Source organism: Mesorhizobium sp. L103C131B0 (genome assembly GCF_000502275.1).
In the GTDB taxonomy this organism is placed as follows: Bacteria; Pseudomonadota; Alphaproteobacteria; order Rhizobiales; family Rhizobiaceae; genus Mesorhizobium.
This window is the reverse complement of sequence record NZ_AYXC01000027.1, coordinates 1-24,383: the sequence shown is the minus strand read 5'-3', so window position 1 is coordinate 24,383 and position 24,383 is coordinate 1. Positions and strand designations below refer to the sequence as shown.

Annotated in this window: 19 protein-coding genes; 5 read left to right on the top strand and 14 right to left on the bottom strand. The window is 59.0% G+C overall.

What is annotated here, in order from left to right; translation table 11 throughout:
* Positions 1 to 228: 228 nt before the first annotated feature.
* The 4 genes from X730_RS137715 to X730_RS137730 form a co-directional block, all read right to left on the bottom strand.
* Positions 229 to 1,827 (bottom strand): MFS transporter, encoded by a 1,599-nt coding sequence (locus X730_RS137715; protein WP_023827521.1) that lies wholly within the window; start codon positions 1,825 to 1,827, stop codon positions 229 to 231.
* Entirely contained in the window at positions 1,824 to 2,966 is a 1,143-nt protein-coding gene (locus tag X730_RS137720) for an HlyD family secretion protein (protein ID WP_245261432.1), read from the bottom strand. Before X730_RS137720 ends, X730_RS137715 begins: the two co-directional genes overlap by 4 nt.
* 272 nt (positions 2,967 to 3,238) lie before the next feature.
* Complete coding sequence (locus tag X730_RS137725) at positions 3,239 to 4,312, bottom strand: MBL fold metallo-hydrolase (protein ID WP_023669203.1); 1,074 nt, start codon at positions 4,310 to 4,312, stop codon at positions 3,239 to 3,241.
* 1,304 nt (positions 4,313 to 5,616) lie between these two features.
* Entirely contained in the window at positions 5,617 to 5,910 is a 294-nt protein-coding gene (locus tag X730_RS137730) for a hypothetical protein (protein ID WP_023827519.1), read from the bottom strand.
* A gap of 629 nt (positions 5,911 to 6,539) precedes the next feature.
* Here X730_RS137730 and X730_RS137735 point away from each other — a divergent pair.
* The 3 genes from X730_RS137735 to X730_RS137740 all read left to right on the top strand — a co-directional run bounded on the left by X730_RS137735 (position 6,540) and on the right by X730_RS137740 (position 9,890).
* The gene (locus X730_RS137735; RefSeq protein ID WP_031197399.1) at positions 6,540 to 7,187 is read left to right on the top strand and encodes a VOC family protein; all 648 of its coding nucleotides are present in this window, start codon (positions 6,540 to 6,542) and stop codon (positions 7,185 to 7,187) included.
* A gap of 219 nt (positions 7,188 to 7,406) precedes the next feature.
* Complete coding sequence (locus X730_RS0134800) at positions 7,407 to 8,699, top strand: epoxide hydrolase (protein ID WP_031197397.1); 1,293 nt, start codon at positions 7,407 to 7,409, stop codon at positions 8,697 to 8,699.
* A 129-nt stretch (positions 8,700 to 8,828) separates the two neighbouring features.
* Positions 8,829 to 9,890 carry an alpha/beta hydrolase gene (locus X730_RS137740; protein ID WP_023827515.1) on the top strand — a complete coding sequence of 354 codons (1,062 nt, stop codon included), beginning with the start codon at positions 8,829 to 8,831 and terminating at the stop codon, positions 9,888 to 9,890.
* Positions 9,891 to 9,946: 56 nt separating this feature from the next.
* Here X730_RS137740 and X730_RS137745 read toward each other — a convergent pair whose 3' ends face one another.
* Positions 9,947 to 11,710, bottom strand: a complete 1,764-nt coding sequence (locus X730_RS137745; RefSeq protein ID WP_023827514.1) for an MOSC and FAD-binding oxidoreductase domain-containing protein — start codon at positions 11,708 to 11,710, stop codon at positions 9,947 to 9,949.
* Positions 11,711 to 12,281: 571 nt separating this feature from the next.
* Between X730_RS137745 and X730_RS137750 the strand changes: the two genes are divergently transcribed.
* Positions 12,282 to 13,007, top strand: a complete 726-nt coding sequence (locus X730_RS137750; protein ID WP_023669196.1) for an ATP-binding protein — start codon at positions 12,282 to 12,284, stop codon at positions 13,005 to 13,007.
* Between the two features lie 77 nt (positions 13,008 to 13,084).
* Positions 13,085 to 14,161: a tellurite resistance protein TehA gene (locus tag X730_RS137755; RefSeq protein WP_023669195.1), complete on the top strand. Its 1,077-nt coding sequence runs from the start codon at positions 13,085 to 13,087 to the stop codon at positions 14,159 to 14,161.
* Here the strand turns inward: X730_RS137755 and ugpC are convergent.
* The 9 genes from ugpC to X730_RS137800 form a co-directional block, all read right to left on the bottom strand.
* The gene (ugpC, locus tag X730_RS137760) at positions 14,136 to 15,233 is read right to left on the bottom strand and encodes a sn-glycerol-3-phosphate ABC transporter ATP-binding protein UgpC (protein WP_023827513.1); all 1,098 of its coding nucleotides are present in this window, start codon (positions 15,231 to 15,233) and stop codon (positions 14,136 to 14,138) included. The genes X730_RS137755 and ugpC overlap by 26 nt on opposite strands.
* Positions 15,233 to 17,341: an ADP-ribosylglycohydrolase family protein gene (locus X730_RS137765; protein WP_023698539.1), complete on the bottom strand. Its 2,109-nt coding sequence runs from the start codon at positions 17,339 to 17,341 to the stop codon at positions 15,233 to 15,235. Before X730_RS137765 ends, ugpC begins: the two co-directional genes overlap by 1 nt.
* A gap of 26 nt (positions 17,342 to 17,367) precedes the next feature.
* Complete coding sequence (locus tag X730_RS137770; RefSeq protein WP_023669192.1) at positions 17,368 to 18,201, bottom strand: carbohydrate ABC transporter permease; 834 nt, start codon at positions 18,199 to 18,201, stop codon at positions 17,368 to 17,370.
* Positions 18,198 to 19,043, bottom strand: a complete 846-nt coding sequence (locus X730_RS137775) for a sugar ABC transporter permease (protein WP_023669191.1) — start codon at positions 19,041 to 19,043, stop codon at positions 18,198 to 18,200. Before X730_RS137775 ends, X730_RS137770 begins: the two co-directional genes overlap by 4 nt.
* A 47-nt stretch (positions 19,044 to 19,090) precedes the next feature.
* Positions 19,091 to 20,410 (bottom strand): extracellular solute-binding protein, encoded by a 1,320-nt coding sequence (locus X730_RS137780; RefSeq protein WP_023706328.1) that lies wholly within the window; start codon positions 20,408 to 20,410, stop codon positions 19,091 to 19,093.
* Positions 20,411 to 20,446: 36 nt separating this feature from the next.
* Entirely contained in the window at positions 20,447 to 21,463 is a 1,017-nt protein-coding gene (locus X730_RS137785) for a LacI family DNA-binding transcriptional regulator (protein ID WP_023669189.1), read from the bottom strand.
* A 164-nt stretch (positions 21,464 to 21,627) separates the two neighbouring features.
* Positions 21,628 to 22,020, bottom strand: coding sequence for a heme-binding protein (locus X730_RS137790; protein ID WP_023669188.1), 393 nt, complete (start codon positions 22,018 to 22,020; stop codon positions 21,628 to 21,630).
* 47 nt (positions 22,021 to 22,067) lie between these two features.
* Entirely contained in the window at positions 22,068 to 22,907 is an 840-nt protein-coding gene (locus X730_RS137795) for an enoyl-CoA hydratase/isomerase family protein (RefSeq protein WP_023827512.1), read from the bottom strand.
* A gap of 324 nt (positions 22,908 to 23,231) precedes the next feature.
* A partial coding sequence (locus tag X730_RS137800; protein ID WP_023827511.1) for an ABC transporter ATP-binding protein/permease occupies positions 23,232 to 24,383 on the bottom strand: 1,152 nt, incomplete at its 5' end.

The following is a 24,383-nucleotide window of genomic DNA, read 5'->3' as shown; positions in this document are numbered from 1 at the left end:
ATCCAGCCGGCAGCCTGGAGCGCGCCGCCACGGCACCAAGGTAGTATCTCACAGGCCGCTTTCTAAGTGCGAAACCTCCTTGAGGCGTAAGAGCTATTGACCCGACGGTTGGCAGCGATAGCGGCCAAGAGCGCGTCACGTTTGAACGGATTCAGGCGACGCGCTTTAGGATCTGTTTTCATGCATGTCGTCATCACAAAACCGCTGCGCACTTTTGCGCGACATGCATCAGACCCTCGATCCACCTACCGGGACTGAGGATCGACGGCCAAGCAACCTCCTGGAGAGGATAAGGCAAGGCGCCGCGACCAAGAACAACAGCACAATCGCCAAGAAGGCCTCGTTGAAGGAAATGGTGACGGCTTGCCTGTCCACGGCCTGCCGCAGAACCAGCAGTGCGCCTTTACCAGCAGCAACACCGTCGAGCTCCCTAGCTCCAAGTTGGCCCGCCACTGCCTTCAGGCGCTCTTCGAGGACAACATCGCCAACATCCAGGTGCGATACCAGTACCGTCCGATTATAGGCAAGTTGTCGATCGAGATAAGTCTGCAGGAGAGCCGTGCCAGCCAGACCACCAACCTGCTTGCCAAGATCGAAAAGACCGATGCCGAAGGGCAGCGCTGTCGCAGGAAGTTGCATGAACGCAATCAGCGTCAAGCTCACGAACAGGAAACCCAGTCCAAAGCCGCGCAGGAGCAGTGGAAACTCCAAATCCACAGCTCCGCTGTCGCTTGTCGAACCCGACATGAGCCACATTGACGAGGCGAAAAACACGATCCCGACAGGAGCCAGAGCAAACGGACTTATTCCGCTTTTTTTTACGCCGATTCCTGCAATTACCAGCGAGCAGCCCAACATTGCTCCACTCGGCAGGAGAAGAGTTCCAGCATCCGTAGCTGTGAAGTTGAGGACGTTCAAGGCAAAGGCGGGGATGAGAAAGGCGCTGCCGGATAGGGCAAATCCGGCTACCAGACTGGCGACAAGGGCGAAGCAATAGTCGGGATCGCCTAAAGGCGACGCGGGAAGTATCAGACGATCCGATGCAAATTGGAACTCCCACAGCAGCAGCAGGATGACCGCCAGCAGACCGGTCAGGGTGAGAAGGATGATGTGCCCGTCGTCGAACCAATTGAACCTGCTGCCTTGTTGCGACACATAGGTCAAAGAGGCTGCGGCGATTCCAGCCAGCGCGATCTGGATGTAGGGGATGCGGATTTTGTGGCGGACCGTTTGTCCGCGGTCCGCCGCGAGCATGACGAGGGCGAGAATGCCCATCGGCACGTTGCTCAGGAATATCCAGTCCCACGAAAGGTGGTCGACAACCCAACCTTGGAGCGCTGGTGTCAATGTCGTTGGGGCCATGACGGAGCCGAGGGCTAAGAGAGCTTGCACAATCGGTTGCTGACGGCTCGGGAAACGAAGGAACAGCAGTGTCTGGCCTGCCACGAGCACGGTCGCGCCGGCAAAACCCTGAACGATGCGGCAGACGTCAATCCAGGCAATATCGACGGAAGAGATCATTGCGGCAGATGCCAAGAGAAGCGCGACCGTGCCGGCGCGCAAACAGGGCGTAGGCTTTAGCGCTGCAACAAACAGCGGCGCGACCAAAAAGCCGGTCAGCTTGGCCGCGAGAAATGCGATGTCGAAAGTCGCGAATTCGTCGGTCGTGGCATGTATGTCGCCCAGCATATCCAAGCGCCCAATAGAGAGCGCCGTGCTGGCGATCGAATCCATGACGGCGGTCAGTACAACTCCGGTCAAGACCATCGCGGCGCCGAGCACCTCGGGCTTAGTCAATAACGGTGGCGGTTCGATCTGACGGCTCATTGTGCCGTACCGGGCCGATTATCCGCAAGGTCGCCGACCGGGTTCGAAGTGGTGGTCGCGGGATCGGTTCCTCTGCCCACCCGGACGGCAATGCGGGCTGAAAGTCCGGGAACCAGCCGACCAGGCAACGGATTGTGTGTAAGTCTTATCTTGACTGGAACGCGCTGGACGACGCGGATGAAGTTACCCGTCGCATTGTCCGGTGGCAGCACGCTGAAGGCAGCCCCGCTACCCGGGGCGAAGCTGTCGACGATACCATCGATATGAACGTCAGGGTACTCGTCGATCACCACCTGAACAGGCTGTCCAACCTCCATTCGGCCAAGCTGGGTCTCCTTGAAATTGGCGACGACCCATATACCCTTGACCGGAACAACGTCCATCGCCGGGGTGCCAGGCGTGACGTAGCGTCCGACGCGAACTTGCCGGTTACCGATGACACCGTCGATCGGCGACAGGATGACGGTATTGGCGAGATCCATCCTGGCCAGACTAACGGAAGCTTTCGCCAGAGCCATCGCTGCTTGGGCGCCGGCGAGTTGGGCGTCGAGCACACCAAGCTTCAGCCTCTGCGCCAGAGTATTGGCCGCCTGGGCTTTGTCCCCCGCCTCGGCTTTTGCGAACGCGGTCTGCGCATCCTGGAGTTTTTGTTCGCTGGCCGTCCCGCTCTTTCGCAGAGCCATGTAGCGGTCAAGATTGGCGCTCGACAACAGCAAATCCGCTGAGACCGAGCGCTGCTGCGCCACCGCTTGTTCGATCAAGGCATCTTGCAGTTTCTGCGTTGCTTCAATGTTTGCGATCTCGGCCTGTCGGGTCGCAAGAGCGGCAATGGCTTCGTCGAGTTTCGCTCGGTAATCACTGTCGTCGATGCGAAACAGAAAGCTCCCTTTGCTAACGTCGGCGTTGTCGCCAACTGCAACTTCCACCACATAGCCGGAGAGCTTGGGCGCGATACTCGTTATATCGCCGCGGACATAAGCGTTGTCGGTAGACTCTTCGGAACGGCCGTGGAAATACCATTGCCAGACCCAGGCTGCCGACAGCGACATCGTCACAGTCGCCACCACTAGAATAGCGGTCTTTCGAGCCCAGCCTATTGGTGCTTGCGTTGATTTCTGCGAAGCCACCAGGCCGAACACAGGAGACGCCGCCGGTTGCGGTCCGTTGTCACTCCTCAAAGCCGATTGCGTGGGTCCTTCAAAGCCTTCAGCTCGGAGCATCTCAACGATCCAATCTCCAACATGCGGGGCAGTCGATCTTACAAATTGTCTGACCATGCTCCGAGGATTGCCGGCTACGCGCAGAGCGGGCTGACTCTCCGGCAAATCCTCTGAGACCACGCTTCGCGCTACCCCCCCGCGGATCGTCACATAGCTACGACCCCCGGCTGAGCTCCCGGGTTGCCAGGTCTTCAGTCGATACGAAGGCTCTGCTCCATCGCGTAACACTGGTCCCAGATGAATACGTCATAGCCGGCCAGTCGGGACTGCCACTTGGGCGTGACGGCATTGACGCATTTCACAACGACGCGGTCGATGTAGTTGTCGTAGACGGCCCAGAGATTGGGCTTGTCCTCGGCTTCCATTTCCTCGCCTGGGGGCGTTGATTTGAGGGCAGCAACGGCAGCTGACTTCAGGTCATTCATGAACTCGAGCTGCGTACGTACATCGGAATGAGTACCCACGCGATTGACATGACCTCCGACGAGCGTTTCGAACGGCAATGTGTCGATGTACGCCACCTGGTCGAAGTAACCGGGGATGTCCTTGGCAAGCGCAAAGCGACGCCACGGCATCCAGCCAGGGAAGATCACGTCGACCACCATCAGGACCTTCTGCTCGGGAGCATAGATGAAGATGTTTCCTGGCTCATGGGGGCTGCTGCCGGGATAGCTCAGGTCGAGAACCTGGCTACCGACGTTCAGGGTGTAGTGATCCTTGAACGTGACCGTAGGCAAAGGCCGCCTCGGATCCTTGGCTCGTTCGAGCAGCCGCAGGGTCTCTTCTTGGGCGATGATGATTGGATGACCGCCGAGGTCGATTACGCCGCCAATATGATCTACGTGCGCATGGCTGTAGACGATATGTGTGATTGGTCTGTCGGTCACCTCGGTGATAGCCTGACGTATGTGGGCCGAGTATCCCGGAGGTGCGTCGACCACGACGACGCCGGTTTCGTACACCAGGAACATCGACTGGTAGCCGTTGTCGGTGACCATGTAGAGGCCACGGCCCAACTCTTGGCTCCGGTATCCCTTCTTCGTCTCGATGGCCGGGGTTACGTCTTCCTTGGGAATCGGAAGATAGTGGTCAACGCGCGTACCTATCGGCGCCAGCGATGGCATACTCTGGTAAGGGGCGCCAGACTGTCCTGGCAAGGTCTCGGCGCGGGCGCTTTGGAATGGCGCCGAACTGAGTCCGACAGTGATCGCGACGGAGCCGACCTTCGCCGCTACCGCCAAAAGATTCGAACGGAAGAGAAACATAACAAATCTCCTGGTTGATTGATGTCTGCAGGGACATTTGTCGAAAATTCGAAGATTGGTTATTATGCTTAGGTGTCGCGGGTACCATGGTATTAGAATTACCCTGCGGCCCTCGGCACCAGCCCACGCCTTCGAACAATCGCCCTGGTATGGTCTTGAGTTTGTCGGGCGGATGCGGCGCGAGAAATCTCACCGCTGTCGCTTCCTGATGGGTGTCTTTCGTATGGCCCAAAATGCGGTCGGACTTGATGTCAGATCACATGGCCTCCTCGCCGGCGGGCGGCCAGCGTCTCTATGATCGTTCTGACCTGCCGACCTGCCCCGCCGAGTGCCACAAAATATTGCCGAGGCTATCGTACAATAGATTTTGCCGCTACTGCAGGTCGATCTGCGCTCTACCTGATAGGGCGCCGATTTCTTGACCGACCGGCGCGAAATTCTCGGCGCAGTGAGCCTGACCGGGCCGCGAATCGCCCACTGTGGGCAATTGGGAGGAACTCATGTCACCGACGTTGCAGCGTTGGAGGGTTTGCGCGGCATAACGGCAACATTCGGGACACACAGATACCGGGGGGGGGACGCTTCTCCTACAATTCTGCCAAGTCTGAGCCAATGGCAGACGATCTTGCGCAACGCGACAGCGAAATGGGAACCAACAGAGTGCGCGATGGGTATTCCAGACCGACAGAAACAGTGTGAGGCAAGCGCGGTGGATCCTGGTGCCGCTATTTGGGTTGTGGATACCAGGCGGCCCGATGCCTCTCCGGTGCCACACCTGCGGAGAACCACCGGGAGGTGGGACGGCGGGATGTTTTGTTCTTACGACAAGCGCTTCAAGAGCGGTTGAGCGGTAGGTCAGGTCCATCATGGCGACTTCAAAGCATGCCATTGCAGAGGGATTGCAAATGAAGCAAAGCAGCAATGTATCACAGCCTTTTAGCTGAAGGCGTGCCGATATGATGGCGAGCATTTTGGTCGCCATCATATTCGCTCCCTTTGACTCGGTGGGTCACGAAACGGCAAGGGCATCTTGACGATGGTATCGGCGATACATTGGGATTGACCGGTGAGACAAATCGGCGGCTGCGGCCCTCGCTTGATGAGGGGCAATGCGTTGGAACCAGCTTCGCATTGCGCGGCCTCACAGCGAGACATCGACTGATGTCACCAGGCCGGTTTCCAAGGGGCAAAGCCATGGGCACAGACGGCAGGTTTTCCAGCCACAGCAAGCATGGATACAAAATGGCGGGCACTAGGCCCGCCATTGTCCGGCTCAACAGGGTTCATCACCCTGGCTTGGAGGATCATGAGCCGGCAAGGGCATTCAGATCGGCACAGAATTCCGCATAAGGCTTTGTCATTGCCGCGTCCTGGCACTCTCTCATCATCGCCATACGCTTCGCGTGCGGCAGGGTTTTGAAGGCTGCCTTGAATCTGCCTCTCATGACGGGATTCGTGTGGACGGGCTCCTTGATAGAACTGGTGTAAAACGACTGCTTGTTGATGGGGTCGATAACATCAAGCGCGCCAGCCAACGCATCCCTGCCGAGAGCCGAAAGAGCAAACGCTAGGACGAGGCATGTAGTTTTGGTGTTCATAACGAATTCTTCTCCTCGATGAGACAACCGCCTACTCGACGATCGCGATGGTGATCTATTGATAACTTCCACTGGCCGATACTCTCCGGACGGACTGTTATCTACCTACGGATAGGAATGAATATATTGTGCGATGGTATCGTCCACACTTTGGCATAGGTCGGTGGGAAAAATGCCGGTATTGCGCTTGCCGAATGCCGAGGAGTAATTCGGTTCGATCGACCGATCTGGCTCAGCTTTCCAATCGCTGGCCCGCGATGCGTCGGGAACACTGCAACCCTGCCGATACCAACGTGCAATAGACTAATCTCCACCGAAACTGGATGCTGTGTTCGGAGCGAGGAGCACGAACGGAGCGCGGCGCGATGCCAGCAAGATCACTAACGGCCACACAACGTGAGTTGCTCGCCGCGACGGCGATTGTCGGGATCATCGGCGCGCTTCCGGGGACGGTTGAAGCATGGCGTCGCGAGGGTTCCTCTGAGGTGGCGCCCCGCATGTCGATGAAAGCCGAAGTCGTGATCAATGGAAAGTCATCCGGCGATAGCATTGAGTAATTGACGCGGTCGCTGGCACTGCTCACGCAGATGTACTTGGGCATGCCCTGCCGCCAAACTAAGGAGCTCGACATGAGTGACGATGTAGTGCGCAGCGAAACTGCGAAAACAGCGATGATCGACCTGAAGTTCGAGGCCGTGGTTATCCCCGTTTCGGACGTCGATCGTGCCAAGCGTTTCTATGGCGGCCTGGGTTGGCGGCTCGACGCCGACTTCCCCGTCGGTGACACGTTTCGGGTTGTACAATTTACGCCCCCGGATTCACCGGCCTCGATCCACTTCGGCACCGGCCTCACGTCGGCCGCGCCCGGCTCGGCACAGGGACTTTATCTCATTGTGTCCGATATCGAAGCAGCGCGCGCCGAGCTTGTGGCGCGCGGGGCCGACGCCAGCGAAGTGTTCCACCGTGCTGGTCCTGGACAGCCGGCAATTAGCGGCAAGGATCCGGAGGGGCGCAGTTATTCCTCGTTCGCCTCGTTCAAGGACCCGGACGGCAACGGGTGGTTGTTGCAGGAAATCACTGTGCGGCTGCCGGGACGCGTGGAGGCCGGCGGCACGACATTCACCTCGTTGAATGAGCTTGCAGGTGCACTCCGGCGCACCGCGGCCGCGCATGGCGAACACGAGAAGCGGACAGGCGGAACACGCGATGAGAACTGGCCCGACTGGTACGCCGAATACATGGCAGCGGAACAGATCGGGCAGCCGCTGCCGACGTGAGCAGGGGCGTAGTTGCTCCTGGCGCGATGCAGGATAGCTGTGTTTGCCGTATGCCGCGCGAGACCATGACGGTACGGCGCCGACACGGATCGGGGATCATTGGTTGCTTGTCTGTGACTAATCGTCAAGTATTGTTGATACAAAGGTGTGATGGATTTAGGATGTTTTAGGTATATACTTAATTTATGTGAATAAATTGGGTTTATCGAGGAACAAATGATGTCAGCGATATCGCTATCAGCAACTCGACGTGATGTCATTGTTGCAGCCGCCGCAGTTGGAGCGGCCAATCTGGTGCCTAGGGCTCTGCAAGCAGCGGTCGGGCAAGAATCTATCCGTCCGTTCAGTATTCATGTCCCGACTTGGGCGCTTGCAGATCTTCGCCGGCGTATCAAAGCTATAAGATGGCCGGAACGGGAGACCGTCAATGATCGCTCCCAGGGCGTCCAACTAGCAAAGCTGCAAACGCTGGTCGAGTATTGGGGGAGTCGTTATGACTGGCGCAAGGTGGAGACGAAACTGAATAAATTGCCGCAATTCATTACTAGTGTTGATGGAGTAGATATTCAATTCGCGCACGTCCGCTCCCCACACGGGGGGGCAATGCCCTTGCTTATGATGCATGGTTGGCCAGGCTCGATTGTGGAGCTTTTGAAAGTCATAGGCCCCCTGACCAATCCCACTGCGCATGGAGGGCGGATAGAAGATGCATTTCACCTCGTCCTTCCGACCATGCCGGGTTACGGCTTCTCGGGTAAGCCGTCTGCGACCGGTTGGGGTCCGGCGCGGATAGCTGGCGCGTTTCACGAGCTAATGCTCAGGCTGGATTACAACGAATACGTCTCCCAGGGAGGCGACTGGGGCGCGATCGTCTCGCAGGTGCTGGCCGTTCAGGCTCCGAAAGGTCTTCTCGGCATTCACGTTAACATGCCCGGGACTGTACCCCCGAGCATTCTTCGGCATCTCCGTAATTTCGACCCGGCCCCGGTGGAATTATCGGATCGGGAGAAGAGCGCCTACGATCGGCTGCTGCATTTCTACCGCGACGGTTTCGGTTATGCGGCTATGATGAATCAGAGCCCGCAAACCATCGGCTATGCCCTCTCCGATTCTCCGGTCGCAATGGCAGCTTACTTCTACGACAAGTTCGCGGAGTGGACCGATAGCGACGGAGAGCCGGAACGGATCTTCACGTATAACGAGATGCTGGATGCCATCTCCTTCTACTGGTTTACCAACTCAGGAGCTTCATCATCGCGGTCGTATTGGGAAGGCGCGCAAGCAGGCGGTGGTCCGTTTGATGCGTTCGACATCCCGAAGGTCCCTGTAGCGGTCACCGTCTATCCGGCCGAAATCTACCGCGCACCGAGGAGTTGGGGCGATAGAAGCTTCGGTAACGTCATTTACTGGAATGAAGTGGATAGAGGCGGTCATTTCGCGGCGTGGGAGCAGCCTTACGTCTTCTCTAACGAGCTCAGAGAGGCGTTCAGACCGCTACGCCGAGCAATCTGAGGCGAAAGAGGCGATTCTCCCCGCATCGTCTTCGCCCAGTAGCGCGGCCGGGTCGCCCCCCACCCGGCCGCGCATTTTAGTTGCACGTGGGGCAACAACGGACAAACCATTTCCTGAGGAGGTTTGAAAATGGACAGCATCCCACAACAAATTGACCACAATCGCCGCCGCTTACTAGGCACGGCCTTTGCCGCGATGACTGCCTTTGAACTGGGGATCGAGAAGCCAGCGGCGGCGAGATCCGCTGTCAGAAGTACAAGCAAAGAACTCCCCAAGAAAGCGGTACAAGAGCTGTTGGGTTCATTAAGGCAAATTGACGCCGGTTTGCTTAACATCGGATACGCGGAGATGGGATCTATGACCGGCGCACCGGTGATCCTCCTTCATGGATGGCCATACGACATCCAAACTTATGTCGGTGTCGCGCCTTTGTTGGCCTCTAAAGGTTATCGCGTGATCGTACCGTATCTACGAGGGTACGGCACAACACGGTTCCTTTCCGATGGCACCATGCGCAACGGGCAGCAGTCCGCAGTTGCCTTGGACGTCATTGCGCTGATGGATGCCCTCAGAATAGAACAGGCTATTCTTGCCGGCTGTGACTGGGGCGCCAGAACCGCCAATATTGTCGCTGCGCTATGGCCAGAGCGGTGCAAAGGAATGGTTTCAGTGAGCGGCTATTTGATAGGTAATCAGCAGGCAGGTAGGCAGCCGCTGCCACCGAGCGCGGAACTGCAATGGTGGTATCAGTATTACTTTGCAACCGATCGTGGGCAGGCCGGCTATCGGAAATTTACGCGCGATTTCGCAAAGCTGATCTGGCGTCTTGCATCGCCGCAATGGAATTTCGACGATGCGACCTTCGACCGTAGTGCTGCCGCGTTTGACAATCCCGATCATGTGGCGATCGTGATCCATAACTACCGCTGGCGTCTCGGCCTGGCCGAGGGCGAACCTCAATATAAGAACCTGGAGAAGCGGCTTGCGCAGGCGCCCGTCATCACCGTGCCTACAATAACGCTGGAGGGCGACGCCAATGGTGCTCCTCACCCGGAAGCCAGCGCCTACGCGAAGATGTTCTCAGGGAGGTACTCTCATCGACTGATCACGGGCGGCATAGGGCACAATCTACCCCAGGAAGCTCCGCTGGCTTTCGCCGAGGCCGTAATCGAGGTCGGTGCGGTCACGTGATTGCCCGACACGGAAATTTTCTTCCACATGCACCCAAACAATTCCTATCCGCTGCCTTAGAGATCAAGGACGACGTCTCCATTTGGCTGGGAACAGCAGATCAAGATGTTGCCGCTTGTTGGCGGATCGATTGGATCGGGCCGATAGGCGACTGTTCCAGCCACAAGCCCGGTCTGGCAAATGTGACAGACCCCTGTGCGGCACGACCATCGCGTGGGGACGTCGCACGCTTCAGCAATCTCAAGCAGACTCTGGAATCCTGAGCCCCAGCGGACGCTCAGGCCGCTCCGTGCGAACGAAACCAGAGGTCCCGTACCGTCGGTTTCGGCAGGTAGATGCGGCGCCCGGCCTGGAGCGGCGGCAATGCCCGGGGTACTAGAAGGACCTGGGCCGAACAGCTCCGTGTAGACCCGGTCGGCGCCGACACCCCAGGCTGCAAGCGCCGCGCTCAGGTTGCCCGTAAAGGCGGATGGTCCGCACAGATAGAAATTGGCATGGCGCGGAATGTCCAGTTTTCGAAGTACCTCGATGTCCAGGCGTCCGAGGGCATCAAAATCGACACCTTGCCTGTCATCTGGATCGGGCGCGCTGTAGCTTATATGGCTGTGACCGTTGGGCAAGACTTTCAGCAAGTCTCGAACCTCTTGGGCAAAGGCATGCTCACGGCTACATCGAGTGCCGTGGAGCCACCAGACTTCCCTCGTCGAACCTGTTTCCGCCAGTGCATGGAGCATCGCAATCACGGGCGTGACGCCCACCCCGGCACTTAGAAGGACGATTGGACGATCGTCCGTCCGAAGAGTGAAGCTGCCGCGTGGTGCGCTTACGTCGAGCACGTCGCCCATTTCGACCCGGTCGTCTATGTAGGCACTCACCACTCCATGGAGTTCCCGCTTTACGCTTATTCGGTAGCAGCGCTCACCAGGTCCGCCCGACAAAGAATAACTGCGCATTAGGGCCGGGCCATCGGACGCCACCTGCAGGCGCAGCACGACAAACTGTCCAGGGAGTGCTGCTGTGAGGCGGGATCCATCAACGGACTCTAGCACCAGCGACATCACACTAACGCTTTCGGGGATCTTGTGCACCACGCGTAGCGGGCGAAATCCTGTCCACGCAGGTGGTGGTCCAGACATTGGATCAAGTCCGGCATTGCCTGTCCTGGCATCGCGGTCTTCGTTTTGTGCTAGCATCGCCCGGAAGGATCCCTGCCAGCCTTCGCTTAGCGCCGGGATGCGCAACGCCCGCTCGATCTGGCTGTGAGGGTGGCCTGGCAAATATAGCAGCGCATTGACCTCTGACACAGTCATCCGTTCAGGGCCGATCCCGACCTGGACGATCTCATCTCCAGCCTCGACCTGGCCTTCTTCCAGGACGCGCAGATAGAAGCCGGGCCTGCCTCGCGCAACCAGCAGCGCGGCCATGCGCGGCTCGTTCATGCGAATACCGACCCGGTAGCAAGTGACGCGCGGTTGGGTCACTTCGAACAAGGCGCTCCCAATCCGATAGCGGTCGCCGATGCATACCTCATCGTCCGACAGGCCATCGACTGTGAAATTCTCCCCAAACTGGCCGTAGGAAAAGTTCTCGCGGCCCAGCTCGCGTTGCCAATAATGATAGGATTCCGATTGGTAGACCAAAACCGCCCTTTGCTCGCCGCCGTGCCCCGCCAGGTCTCCCTGCCTGTCGCCATCGACGTTGAGCCGTCGTACCTGACGTGGGCCTTCAACCGATGTTTTCCAGACTGCGGTGTTGACGGTCTTTCCTTGCCAAGGAATGCCACGCGGCAAGCCCACATTGACCGACAGCAAGCGAGCCATCACTGCGTCCTTCTGCCAGCCACTGCCAGCCCGTTCCGCTCACCGAGCAACCAAAGAGGGATGCTCACCGTCAGCGCTTACTATCGCAAACTAGCACGTGTAAGCATGGAAGCGATCGACACCAAAGTATTGGTAATACCATCGTTCAATATATTCCAACTTTGACCGCTGTCAGTACTCAGTTGGGTGAACACTGTTGATTGATGCCGGTGCGGAGTATCTGTTTTGAAGACGTAAACGCTGGAATTCTGTGTTTCGACCTTGTCAACCAATTTTCCCTTGAGGAGGATATGACGATGTCACATCATTATTCAGGTCCCAATTTTGTGTTCCCGCGGGGAGATGCGCGTCTGGATCTCACTGATGTCTATGCCTTTACGAAGCCGGGCGACGCCGTTTGGGGCTCCTTTTGCACGCGCTGCGTCGGATTGTGCGCGGGAGTTGTCTGAAACAAACGGCGAGGAGAGTGCTCCTGGCATCCGGTTAGCTTGTCCTCGGTCAGGGCAGGCCAGCGATGGTGCGTCCGCTTCGGAACGCAAGAAAATGTTTGTTCAGCAAACGGAGGAATGGAATGTCAAGTCTCCAAGTAGATGAAAGCATATTCGACGTCCGGGGGAACAATCCGCAAGGTGGTCTCGCCCTGCAGATCTCGACTGCCGGTATCGTCCATGACCTTGGTAATCTCATTCAGGTGGCTTCATCTGCGTTGAACCACCTGGGTCGAGACCCGAATATCGCAACGGCTCCGGGCGCAGGGGTGGTAATTGCTGGCGCCAAGACCGCTCTGGAGAGAGCCGGTTGTCTTGTCAGGCAGACCATCAGGACAGCCAGAGAAATCGAAGGCGTAATTTCAAATGCTAACGTGGGCATTTGCCTGGCCGACGTCGAAGCTTTTGTTCGAAGTGCTTGGGATGAAAACATCCGTGTCGAGGTTTGCGTCGGCTCCAACCTTCCTTTGGTAAGGTGCGATCGCGTCGGGTTGCAAAATGCAGTCCTCAACCTTCTGCTCAATGCACGCGATGCGATGCCCGACGGCGGTTTGATTTCAGTTCACGCGTTGGTATCGGAGAATTCCAAGGGGGTGGATGTTCGGGTTGAAGACCGCGGAATTGGGATGACCAACGAGACCATGGTGCGAGCATTTGATCTCTTCTTTACGACAAAGGGCGAGGGATTGGGTGGTGTTGGATTGCCGATGGTCAAACGCTTCGTTGAAGAAGCGGGAGGAAGCATCGATCTAAAAAGCATCCTCGGGTCAGGCACAGTCGTGACGCTGAAATTGCCCGCAATGCATTAGGAACTCGTTCGGGGAGTGCGATCAGGAGTTTGGTTGCAAGCCTGTGTGATTTCAGGGCAGATTCGTGAGGTGCAGTTATGAAAGAGTGGTCCCAATCTGACGTCGGCGCAGCGCAAGGGAGTGGACTCTGCTCCAAGGAAATAACCGCATTGAAGTGTCAGGCTGTTCTCGGTCTGTCGGCAGAGGGATCTCTAATAGCCCGGTTTCCAGCCTCGTTCTTTGCTATCGGCCTCGGGGCAAGTTCTTTTGCCGTTATGTGGGAGGTTGCGCAACAACTGTGGGCGATGCCGGTAGGAATTGTTGTTGGGGTTATGATACTGGCCATGGGCATATGGACAGCTCTTTTGACTTTATATGGTTTGAAGTTGTGGTTAGCACCGTTGGCGGTGCAGGCGGAACTCGCGGATCCCGTTCAGAACTGCTTTCCTGGTCTTGCGGGTGTCGGGATGATGCTGACCGCCGTGAGTGTATTGCCCTTCAGTGCGACAGTGGCCGCTATACTGCTGTGCATCGGCGGGGCGTTTGCAGTGGCATTCGGGCTTTGGCATTCGCAATTGATCTGGAAAACGACCATCGCTCTGTCCGACGCGACGCCTGCCTTATACTTGCCTGTTGCGGCCGCGTCATTCGTTCTCAGCATCGGCCTATCGACATTCGGACATTCTGAATGGGCTCAATTGGCTTTGGGTGCGGGGCTCTTCTCGTGGCTAACAATCGATTCCGTTTTGTTCTACCGGCTCTATTTTGGCGAGCCACTGCGAGACCAGATCCGGTCTACCTTGGGAGTTCAACTCGCGCCTCCGGCGGTGTGCTCGCTCGCCTATGTTAACTTGTCAGGTACCAGCGAAGACGTTTTTGTTCACTGTCTGATCGGTTACGCAATGCTCCAGGCTGTTATCGTCGGCGGCGTACTGCCGCGAATTGTCCGCCGTTTTTCTGCCGGTCTTTGGAGCGTCAGCTTCGGCGCCACGGCATTGGCAACCACGATTGAAAAACTGGCGATCCGTGGGGAGTCAGGCTTTGCTGGGTGGTTGGCTCTTCCAGTTTTTGCGGCCGCAAACCTGCTAATTATGTGGCTAGCCGTTAGAACGATCATTCTGGCCATGACCGGCTCTTTACTTCCGGCGCCTATAGGTGGGCAAAAGGAGCGATAGCAGGCTGAAACCGTCGTCCAGCGGTGTCGAACAAACAGACGCGATTGGGCTGCACCCGAAGCCAGATCATATCGTCGGGTTGCACGTTGATCCGCTCGTGAAACATAGTCACCATGGTCTGTCCTCCGACGCTCGCGGTCACTTGCGTTTCCGGGCCGAGGGGCTCGACGACTAGGACCCCGGCCGGGATACCCGAGCCTATCGGGGCGATAGTGAAATATTCCGGTCTGATACCGTAGAACGCTTCCGTGCCGGAGGGCCTTGAAACGTTGTCGGGCAGCGGCAGTACGATGCCGGCATCGGTTATGAAAACGGGCTGGCCGTCGGCGCTGTCGAAACGGCCTTTCAGGAGGTTCATCGACGGCGAGCCGATGAATTCGGCAACGAACATGCTCTGCGGATCATCGTAGAGGTCGAGCGGCCGGCCAACCTGCTCGACATGGCCGCCATTCATCACCACGATCCGGTCGGCCATGGTCATTGCCTCGACCTGGTCGTGGGTGACATAGATCGTGGTGGTGGCAAGACGGCGATGCAGGCTCTTGATCTCGGCGCGCATGGCGACGCGTAGCTTGGCGTCCAGATTAGACAACGGCTCGTCGAACAGGAAGACCTGCGGTTTGCGCACGATCGACCGACCCATGGCCACGCGCTGGCGTTGGCCGCCTGACAGCTGGCGCGGATAGCGATCGAGCAGCGGCGTCAGCCCCAGTATCCCAGCGGCGTCCGCAACACGCTTCTGCTTCTCCGCCTTGGGCGCACCGGACAGCGTCAGTGAAAACGCCATGTTCTCGGCCACCGTCATATGCGGATAGAGCGCGTAGTTCTGGAACACCATCGAGATGTCGCGTTGTTTGGGAGCCAGATCGTTGACGACCCGCCCGCCGATGCCGATCGTCCCGCCAGTGATGTTTTCCAGCCCCGCGATCATCCGCAGCAGCGTGGATTTTCCGCAACCGGACGGGCCGACGAGCACCACGAACTCGCCGTCTCGAATGTCGACGGAGACGCCATGAAGCACCTCTACCAGACCATATGCCTTGCGGGCCTTATCGATCGTGACATTCGCCATCAGACCGCTCCGACCCGAATTTCGTTGCATGACAAGGCGCCTTCATGCACCAGCAGGCCAATGCCGCCATCATGGAAAGCCTCGGGGCTGCAGTCTTCCGCAAAAAGCGATATGCCGTCCGCCTCGAAAGTGATGCGCTCGCCCTTGGCCGCCACTTTCATCGATATCGATTTTTCGAATTCGGTATTGAAGGCGGTCTCGGCGAGCACGTCGGTGCTCTCGTCTCGGACGCGCACGATCTGCATCCTGCCGTCGCGGGTGACGCGGGCACCATAATAGCGGCGCAGGCCCTGCGCCCGGACGGCGAAACCGCCATAGTTGCCGAGATGTAACATCACGTCGCCGCACACCTGGTAATCGGCCCACTGGCGCGTGCCATGGATGATGATTCCTTCGCCGCTATTCTGCGAGATCCGGAATGCCGCCGGATAGCGCTTGGAGAAGAAGTCTGCGCCGTTGACCCAGGACAAGCGCCAGAAATCGCCGTCGCCCGCCGGGCGCTTCAGCGTCAGCTCGGGCGTGCCATCCCATCTGACGTAGTCGACAAGCAAGCGGCCATCAGCGCGCTTGCCTGTGCTAGAAATCGCCAGGCCGAGTTCGGCAATCGGCTGGCCGCCCGTGTCCGGCAAAGCCCATTCCAAAACGGCCTCCTTGCCCGGCTCGATGATCACCGAACAGCCGTCGACATTGCGCCATTCGTCATGCTCGTCGTAAACGCGTGCCCGCAATCTTACCTCGACAGCGCCGCGGTTCTTTTGATCGGCAACGACGCGAGCGCGCACGACCTGACCGGGATAGACAAGCGGCGTTGCCATCAGGTCGTAGGTGCGCATGTTGAGCATTTCGCGCGGCGAGAAGGTCGGAGTGGTTACGACTGCGACCTGAGTAGGCCGCAAGGCTTCATAGTCGATTGCGAGAGCACGGGCGGCTTCGAACTCGGCATTGCCGATGCGCAGCGCAGAGCTGACATCGAGGCCGGTCTGCGGCCTGAAGCCTTGCTGGCTGCCCGGCAGCGAGAAATGGAACTGCGCGCCGGCCTTGGGAGCATCAAATTTTTGCCTGCCGGCCAATTGCAGGCCGAGGTTGGCGAGGAAATAGGCCTGGCGAACCGCGTCGTTGATCGAGTTGCCGCCATCTGCGGACGAGATCAGCAAGCGGTCAGCGATCGGCCCGCGCCAGTCCGGGCCTTCGTCCAGCCCTTCGAGCCCATTCATGATGCCGAGCAGGCAGCCGACATTGCCGGCATTGCAATCCGTATCCCAGCCCGACGTGTTGACGATCATCTGCGCCCGCTGGAAATCCTGCGGTGCATAGAGCACAGCCATGATCATCAGCGCATGGTTCGGGACGACGTGGCAGTTGCCGGGATATTTGTCGTAGCCGTAGTGTTGTTCGATCTTCTGGCGGGTGTCGCGCCAGTCGGGATGCGCCTTGTGCCAGGCCCTGATATTGGCGATCAGACTGGCGATCAGGCAATCCTGAGGTATCTGGCTCAAACCGGTATCGATCAGGTGGTCGATGTCCGACGAGCCGAAAGCTTCGGCCTCCATCGCCGCCCAAAGCATCGCGGCGTAGACCGACTCGCCATCATGGCTGACCTTGCCAGCCTGTTCGGCGAGCCTTGCGGCAAGTTCCGGCTGGCGCGGCGCGACCATGGCCCAACCATCGATGAAGATCTGTGCACCGATCTGTTCAGCAACCGCCTGGCCGTTGGTTGCAATCGAACCGGAATGCGGGGCCGAAATACCCTTCTTGAGGTTAAGCCATGCGGTGTGTTCAGTGGAATTGCCGTTGCCGCCCCACCACAGGATAGCGCGCTCCTCAACGATGTAGTTGAGCCAGGCCTTGCCGATTTCCTCGGCCGAAAGGCTTGCCTTGATGCCATAGTCCTCCAGGGCACGAACGAAGGTGAAGGTACCGGCGACATCGTCGTCGGTGACGACGAGCGGCTGGTTTAAACGCTCATGCACGTAGTATTCGATCGGGCCGAGCTCATCCATGATCTTCTGGTACGTCCAGCCCTCGAAAGGGCGGCCGAGATAGACCCCCACCAGCTTGCCGAGGACGCCGGCATAGACGCGTTCGAGATAATCATTGGGCAACTGCATCGTTCACTCCACAATTCGAAACGGGATTAGCCCTTCACCGAGCCACCGGCCATGCCCTCGATGAAACGCTTCTGCATGAAGACGAAGAGCAGGACGACGGGCACGACGATGATAAGGGCGGCGGCCATGATCTCACCCCAGTCGGAACTGTACTGGCCTGAGAGCAGATAGAAGGCGATGACGGCGGTGACATTCTCCTGCCTCTGCAGGAAGGTCGTCGCTATCAGAAACTCGTTCCACGAATTGAGGCCGATGATGAGCGCCACCGTGAGGATGCCGGGCGAGACGATCGGCAGCATTACCCGCCAGAAAACCTGCCAGGAGGTGGCACCATCGACGATCGCCGCTTCCTCGAGTTCCTTCGGAACTGCGATGAAGTAGGTCCTAAGCAGCATCACCGCGAACGGGCTGTAGAGTGCCGTGTAGATCAGCGAAACTCCGAAAATATTGTTGATCAGGCCGAGCTTGGCGAAGCCGAAATAGAGCGGGAAGATGTAGAGCTGGATCGGCGCCGTCGTCGTTGCGAGCAGGTAGAAGGTGAAAATCTTCCAGGATTTGACCTTCTTGCGGGCCAGCACATACGCTGTCAGCGACGAGGTCGAGCAGACCAGCACGATCGTCGTGCCGCTAACGACAAGGGAGTTCACGAAGGTCTTCGAAAACTTCGCATGGTTCCAGGCATTGACGAAATTCTGCCAGCGGATCGGTCCTGGCAGGCCCAGCGGATTTTGTACAATCTCAGCAGCCGGCTTCAGGGAGTTGAGTACCAGAAGTGCGATCGGAAACAGAGCGATGAAGGCGAACAGGCTAAGAAGCGCATAGGAAACGATTAGCGTCAGGCGGCTTTCGACAAGGCTCATTGCTCCCCCTCCCGCGTCTGGATGCGGACGTAGAAGAAGGTGCCGACCAGCCCGAACAGGCTGATGACGAGCGCCGCCGCCGCCGCTTGCCCGACATTCAGGTCATAGAACGCTTTTCGGTAGGCGAGGGTAGACAGGAGCTCGCTCGAAAATGCCGGGCCGCCCTGGGTCATGATGTAGACGAAGTCGAAGGCGAGGAACGACCAGATCACCGTCATGATCATCATGAGTGTCAACGTCGGCCGGATACCGGGCAACAAGACGTAACGCATCATCTGGAAATACGTGGCGCCCTCGACTTTCGCGGCCTCGATCTGTTCCTGCGGAACCTGGCGGAGCGCCGCGAAGAAGATGACGCAAAGGAAACCCCACCAGTGCCAGAGATCGACAGTCGCGACGCCGAACAGCGCAAGCGGCGGCTGCGTCAGCGGGTTGGGGATTGGCATGCCGTATTTCTTGAGGATGCCGAAGATCCCTGTCACCGGGCTGTAGATCATGCCCTGCCAGACGCGTGCGGTGATGGCGGTGGCAATGACGACGGGGAGGAAATAGACTGTCTGGAAGAAGTTACTGCCGCGGCGCACGATCAACAGCATCGATGCGGCGGCGAGACCCATGAGGATCGGCACGGTCAGGAAGACGAGCGTCCAGACCATGTTGTTGCCGAGCGCCGACCAGAAGACGCGATCCGCCGCCAATGCCCGGAAATTGCCGAGGCCGGCAAAGGTCGGCGCTGAGATGCCGTCCCAATTGCAGAAGGCGAGAGCGGCCGTCAGTAGTGCTGGAACGAGCACGATGACGACGTTGATGATCATCGTCGGAACGATGTAGAGTCGATGCATGGAGTTCCTCCGGGGAAGGGCGACGCATATCGCGCCACCCTGAGCGGTCAGGCGCGGGGCGGGATTGCAGGCACCTTGCCCGCGTCCTTTTCCTGCTTGAAGGTCTCGTCGAGCTTCTTAAGGAAATCGGCGGACGAGGTTTTCTTGAGCCAAACCTCTTCCATGCCGCTGACCAGATAGGTGTCAGTCGCGGGTGGCAGGAAAGTCCACGTCGTATAGCCATACTTGCCAGCGCCCACGGCGGTGGACAGCTCCCTCATCGCTTCGGTGTAGAGCGGCAGTACATTGTCCGACAGCTTCACCTTGGAGAGATCGGCAAGCGGCAGGTTCCATTCGCCTTGCCAGACCGAGTTCATCTTGCTGTAGAAATCGTCCTGGAACATGTAGTCAAGCACGGCGGCAGCACCGTCCGGATTTTCCGACTTGGCATTGACCGAAAGCGTCGAGCCGATGCCGAGCGGAAAGATCGGGTCGCCCGACGCGCTGGGGAAGCCGACAAAGCCCGGCTCGGCATCGTTGTCGGGGAAATATGGCTTGACGTTGGTGAAGCTCCAGGTGCCCGTGGGCGCCATGCCCGCTTGACCGGTCGCAATCTGAGCGAAGGCCTGCTCGGAGGTCAGGGAGAAGTAATTGTCGCCATAATAACCCTTGTCCCACCACTCGGCCAGCTTGTCGATTGACGCGACGAAGGCCGGATCTGTCCATTGAATCGATCCCGCCAATGCCTTATGCACGGTTTCCGGGCCAGCGATCGAATTCATGGCTATCGAGACGTGCCACTCGTTTGCCGGACGCCAATCGGCATTGCCGGCGCCGAACGGTACAAGGGCCTTGCCCTTCATTTCATCGGCGAGTGCTTCAAGTTCCGCAATCGTCGTAGGTGCTTTCCAGTTGTTCTTGGCGAACAGCGTCTTGTTGTAGAAAAGCCCCAGCGTCTCATAGGTCTTGGCAAGCGCGTAGAGCTTGCCTTGGTAGCGGCCGAGATCGAGGAACAGAGGCAGCAGCCGTTCGTTCCAACCGTATTTCTTGGCATAATCGTCGAGTGACAGGAGTTGTCCGGCCTGCGCCATGGCGGCGACATAACTCGGGCCTGCGGTGAAGACGACGTCGGGTCCGGTGCCCGAGAGCATGGCGACACGAAGCTGCTTGTCGAGATCGGAGCCGCGGAAGTCAATGCTCAGGAGTTCTTCCGGATGGGCCGCGTTGAACGGGTCCACAAGCAGAGTCTTGAGATTGTCCTGATTTTCCGGCGATGCCGATTCATACCAGAAGGCCACGGGCTTCTGGTCGGCCGAATAGGCGAGGCGCGGCAGGAGCGGCAGGCTTGCCAGACCAAGTCCGGCTTTCAGAATTGTACGGCGTTGCATCGTTTCTTCCTCCCAGTTTTGTAAGACGGCCAGCATCTAGATGGCTCGTGTCGAGCCTCGTTGGATAAGTTCAAAGGGCATTTCCAGCGCGGTTCCCGCACCGGTCTTGGCGCCGCGAAGCCGCTCCATCAGTGTCTGTGCCGCGCGCGCGCCCATTTGCCATTGAAACTGCGCGACTGTGGTCAGCGGCGGCGTCACCAGCTTCGCTGCAGGAATGTCATCGAAGCCGACGACAGCGATCTCTCTGGGTATCTCGATGGCGCGCTCGCGCAGCGCCTGCATGACGCCGACGGCCATCAGGTCATTCGCGGCGAATATCGCTGTTGGCTTAAACGTGCTTGCGAGTATTGCTTCGGCGGCGCGCGTGCCGCCGATCTCCGAGAATTCCTCGTCGATGATCACATGCGCGGGATATCCCACCTTGGCTAGGGCCGAGCGATAGCCGTCGATACGCGTGGCCTGGGGGCCGCCTCGGCCCGCTACCATGGCAATGCGCTCGTGACCCTGGCCGATCAGGTGGTCGGTGACCGCTAGCGCGGCTGCCCGGCTGTCGACATAGATGTCATCGACGACGATTTCGCCGCCGCGTTTCTTGGAAGACTCGATCCGCACCACCGGAACCCCTGCTTCGACCAGAGGGCTGAAATCGTTGGCACGCAAGGTAAAGAAAACGCCGATCACGCCATCGACGCGACCCTGCCGCGCCCAGTCGAGGAAGTGCCGCTCGCGTTCAGGTGTGCCATCGGTGTTAACTGCGATGACGTCGTAGCTCAGGCCGTCCGTCACCGATTGGATGCCGCGGATCAGCGATGGATAGAAAGGATTCGTGATGTCGGGCACAATGCAGGCAATGGTCATCGAACGGCTCGTCTTCAGCGCTTGCGCAAAGCGGTTTGGGACGTAGCCAAGGTCCTTGGCGGCCTTCGTGATGCGAGCCCACGTATCCGCTGGGATCGAAGAAGCGCTACCACCGCCCAGCACCATGGAAACCGTGGCCTGCGAAACCCCGGCTGCCCTTGCCACATCCTTCTGCGTCGCCCTGCCGTTTGCCATTCCCACCCTTGTTGATACGTATTACTGATACGTATCACTACTACCGGGTTTCCTTTGGGTGTCAAGCTCGGTCGATTACATAGTTACGGAGCAGCCGGGGCATCGCTTTACGTCGACTCCCGACCTCGGCCACCGGACCTCTGGCGAATTTGCTTGCGTTGCGCTTAGCGGACAGCGGCCTCGGCGATGGCGACATCCTCTTCGGCAGTGCCGCCGCTGACGCCGACACCAGCATACACCTTGCCATCTTCGTCAACCACAGGAATGCCTCCACCCATGGGGCAAAAACGGCCGCCGCCCACTGTGGTCAGCGCATACAGCGATTGTCCCGGCTGCACGAGCGGCAGGATGTCAGCCGTGCGCAGGCGCACGAGGGCCGAGGTATACGCTTTCCGCTCGGAAATCTCGAGCGCGAAGACGGGCGCCCCGGTCATCCGGTGCTGAAGCACCAGATTGCCATGAACATCGATGATGCACACTGCAACGGGCACATTGGCCTTTGTCGCCTCTGCCTCCACACGTTCGGCCAGTGACTTCGCTTTCGTGAGCAGATCCATGGGATTGTTCCTTTCTTTGAGGGGGTGCCGTCGCCATCGGCAGCGGTCTATCGCGGCGGCAACTCGCCTAGGTGGAAAGCCAGCCGATTCTCGACATCTCCCGGCGCCTGGAAGCCCTTGGCGGTCAGCGCTTTGATCCCCTCCTGGGCGGCGGGCCGGCTCAGTGAAGCTATGCAGGATTCCCAGCCGGCGCCTAGCTCGACATCCGGACTCAGGCTGGTGTTGACCAAGCGCTTGGTCTGCGCGATCGCCCACTTGTCGAACCTGGAGATCCGCGTGGCGAGCGCATCGACATAGGCGTCGAGCTCTGCGTCGGGCAGCGCCTTGTTCACGTAGCCATACGCCTCTGCCTGTTCGCCACGGATGTCCTCAGAGGACAACAGAACCTCCATGGCGCGATTGCGACCGATGAGATGCGGCAGGCGGGCCATCGGTCCACCGCCGGCGACCATACCCACGCCAACCTCCCACTGGGAAATAATGGCCTTTTCCTTGCTAGCGAAAGCCATGTCGCAGGAAAGGGTGATCTCGCTCCCGTTGCCCGTAGCGCGACCCCGGATGAGGGCGATCGAGGCGACCGGCGCGCGCGTCAGCCGCACAAGAAAATCCGGCCAGGGCGGCAGGCCCGTCGGCCCGGGCGCCAGCGCGAGCATATCCTCGATCCGCGCCTTGAAGTCTGAATGGTTGAGGAAGTATCCGTCGACGCTACTGTCGAACACCACGACCCGAACGTCTTCGTCAGCCTCAATGGCGTCAATCAGATGTGTGAATTCTTGCACCATCTGTGGACCCATGACATTGAGCGGGGCATTGTCGAACGTGACTCGCCAATAGGTGGGCGTCCGGCGTGTCAGGCGAATCTGCGAGGTAGTTGTCTTGGCGTCCACTGGAAACTCCTTCGATGTTTACATGCTCGATGCCTCGAACATGAGGCATTGGCTCCAGGCCCGCGAGTGGACGAACGTATCGCCAAGACCATGGTGTCGGTCTGGCAGGGCAGGGCCGACCGCTCGGTGATCAAACGGACTACCGACCCGTCTGAACAGTGGCCGTGCCGTCGCCATCGCGCTGCAAACTTCTTCTAACAGACCTCCACCGGGATAAGCGCTGCCTCGGGCGAACTGTGTGGTCATCGTGCAACATAGGGACGTAAGGGACGGTGGCCAACCGAACAGGCGATGGCGCAGCCCGGCGCGAATCTGAATACCGGTCTACTTCTTTCGCCGCACGGCCGCCTTCGGCGGAGGGTCGATGGCGCCGGCCCTGACGCGAGGGGGCTTAAGCGCCGGCGCACCGGAATCCTTTACGATCGTCAGGCCGCGCGGAAAGAACTGAGTGTTGTGCTGGCCGCGCCCGATATTGATGATCGCGGCTCCCTTCAGATGCTTTTCCAGCATCGCCAGCACGCGCCTCAGCGAGGGTCCGTCGAACGCATCCATCGCTTCGTCGATGATCACCCACTTCGGCTGCCGCAACGCGAGCCTGGCCACGCCCAGCAGGCGCTGTTCGTCATCGGCCAACTCATGGTCCCAGCGCCCCACGCGGTCGAGCGAAGATGACAGCCGTTCAAGACCAACCTCGGCCAGAACGGCCGAAATGTCGGCATCGTTGGCGGGCGCATGCCCATTCGCGTGATTGAGCACCTCTCGCAACCTGCCGGCCGGCAAATACGGGACACGCGGCACGAAGATGAGGGTTTCTCCAGCCGGCAGGCCGATTTTCCCTCTGCCCCATGGCCACAGGCCCGCTATGGCGCGGAAGAACAGCGTCTTGCCGGCGCCTGGCTCACCGGTGATCATCACGCGCTCGCCGGGACGGATCTCGACATGGCTGTCTGAAAGTTTGGTGCAGCCCTCCGGCGAGGCCACTTGGAGCTTCTCGAAGGTCAGGCTGCCATTGGCGTTGTCGCCGAATTCGATGCGCTTTTCCTTGTCGTGCAGCACATCGGTTTCATCGAGCGCGATGCGGAAGTCGGCAACACGCATCAGCGTGGCGCGCCAGTCGGCGATGCCGCCGATGTTGTTGATGAACCAGCGCAGGGACGAATGCACCTGGTTGAAGGCACCGACCGCCATCATCAGCCCGCCGAAACTGATATCGCCCGAAAAATAGACCGGCGATGCCACCAGGATCGGCGCCACCACGGTGATCCAGCCATAGGTATCGGTCACCCAGGACAGGTTGATCTGCGCTTTGTAGATGTTTCGCATCGCGCCCAGCACCGTGCCAAGGTCGATTTCGAGCCGTCTCTTGGCATCGGCTTCGCCGTGATAGAGCGCGATGGCGTCTACATTCTCGTTGACGCGCACCATCCCGGAACGCAGCTCGGCCTCGCGGGTGTAGCGGTCGCTGTTGAGGCGGAT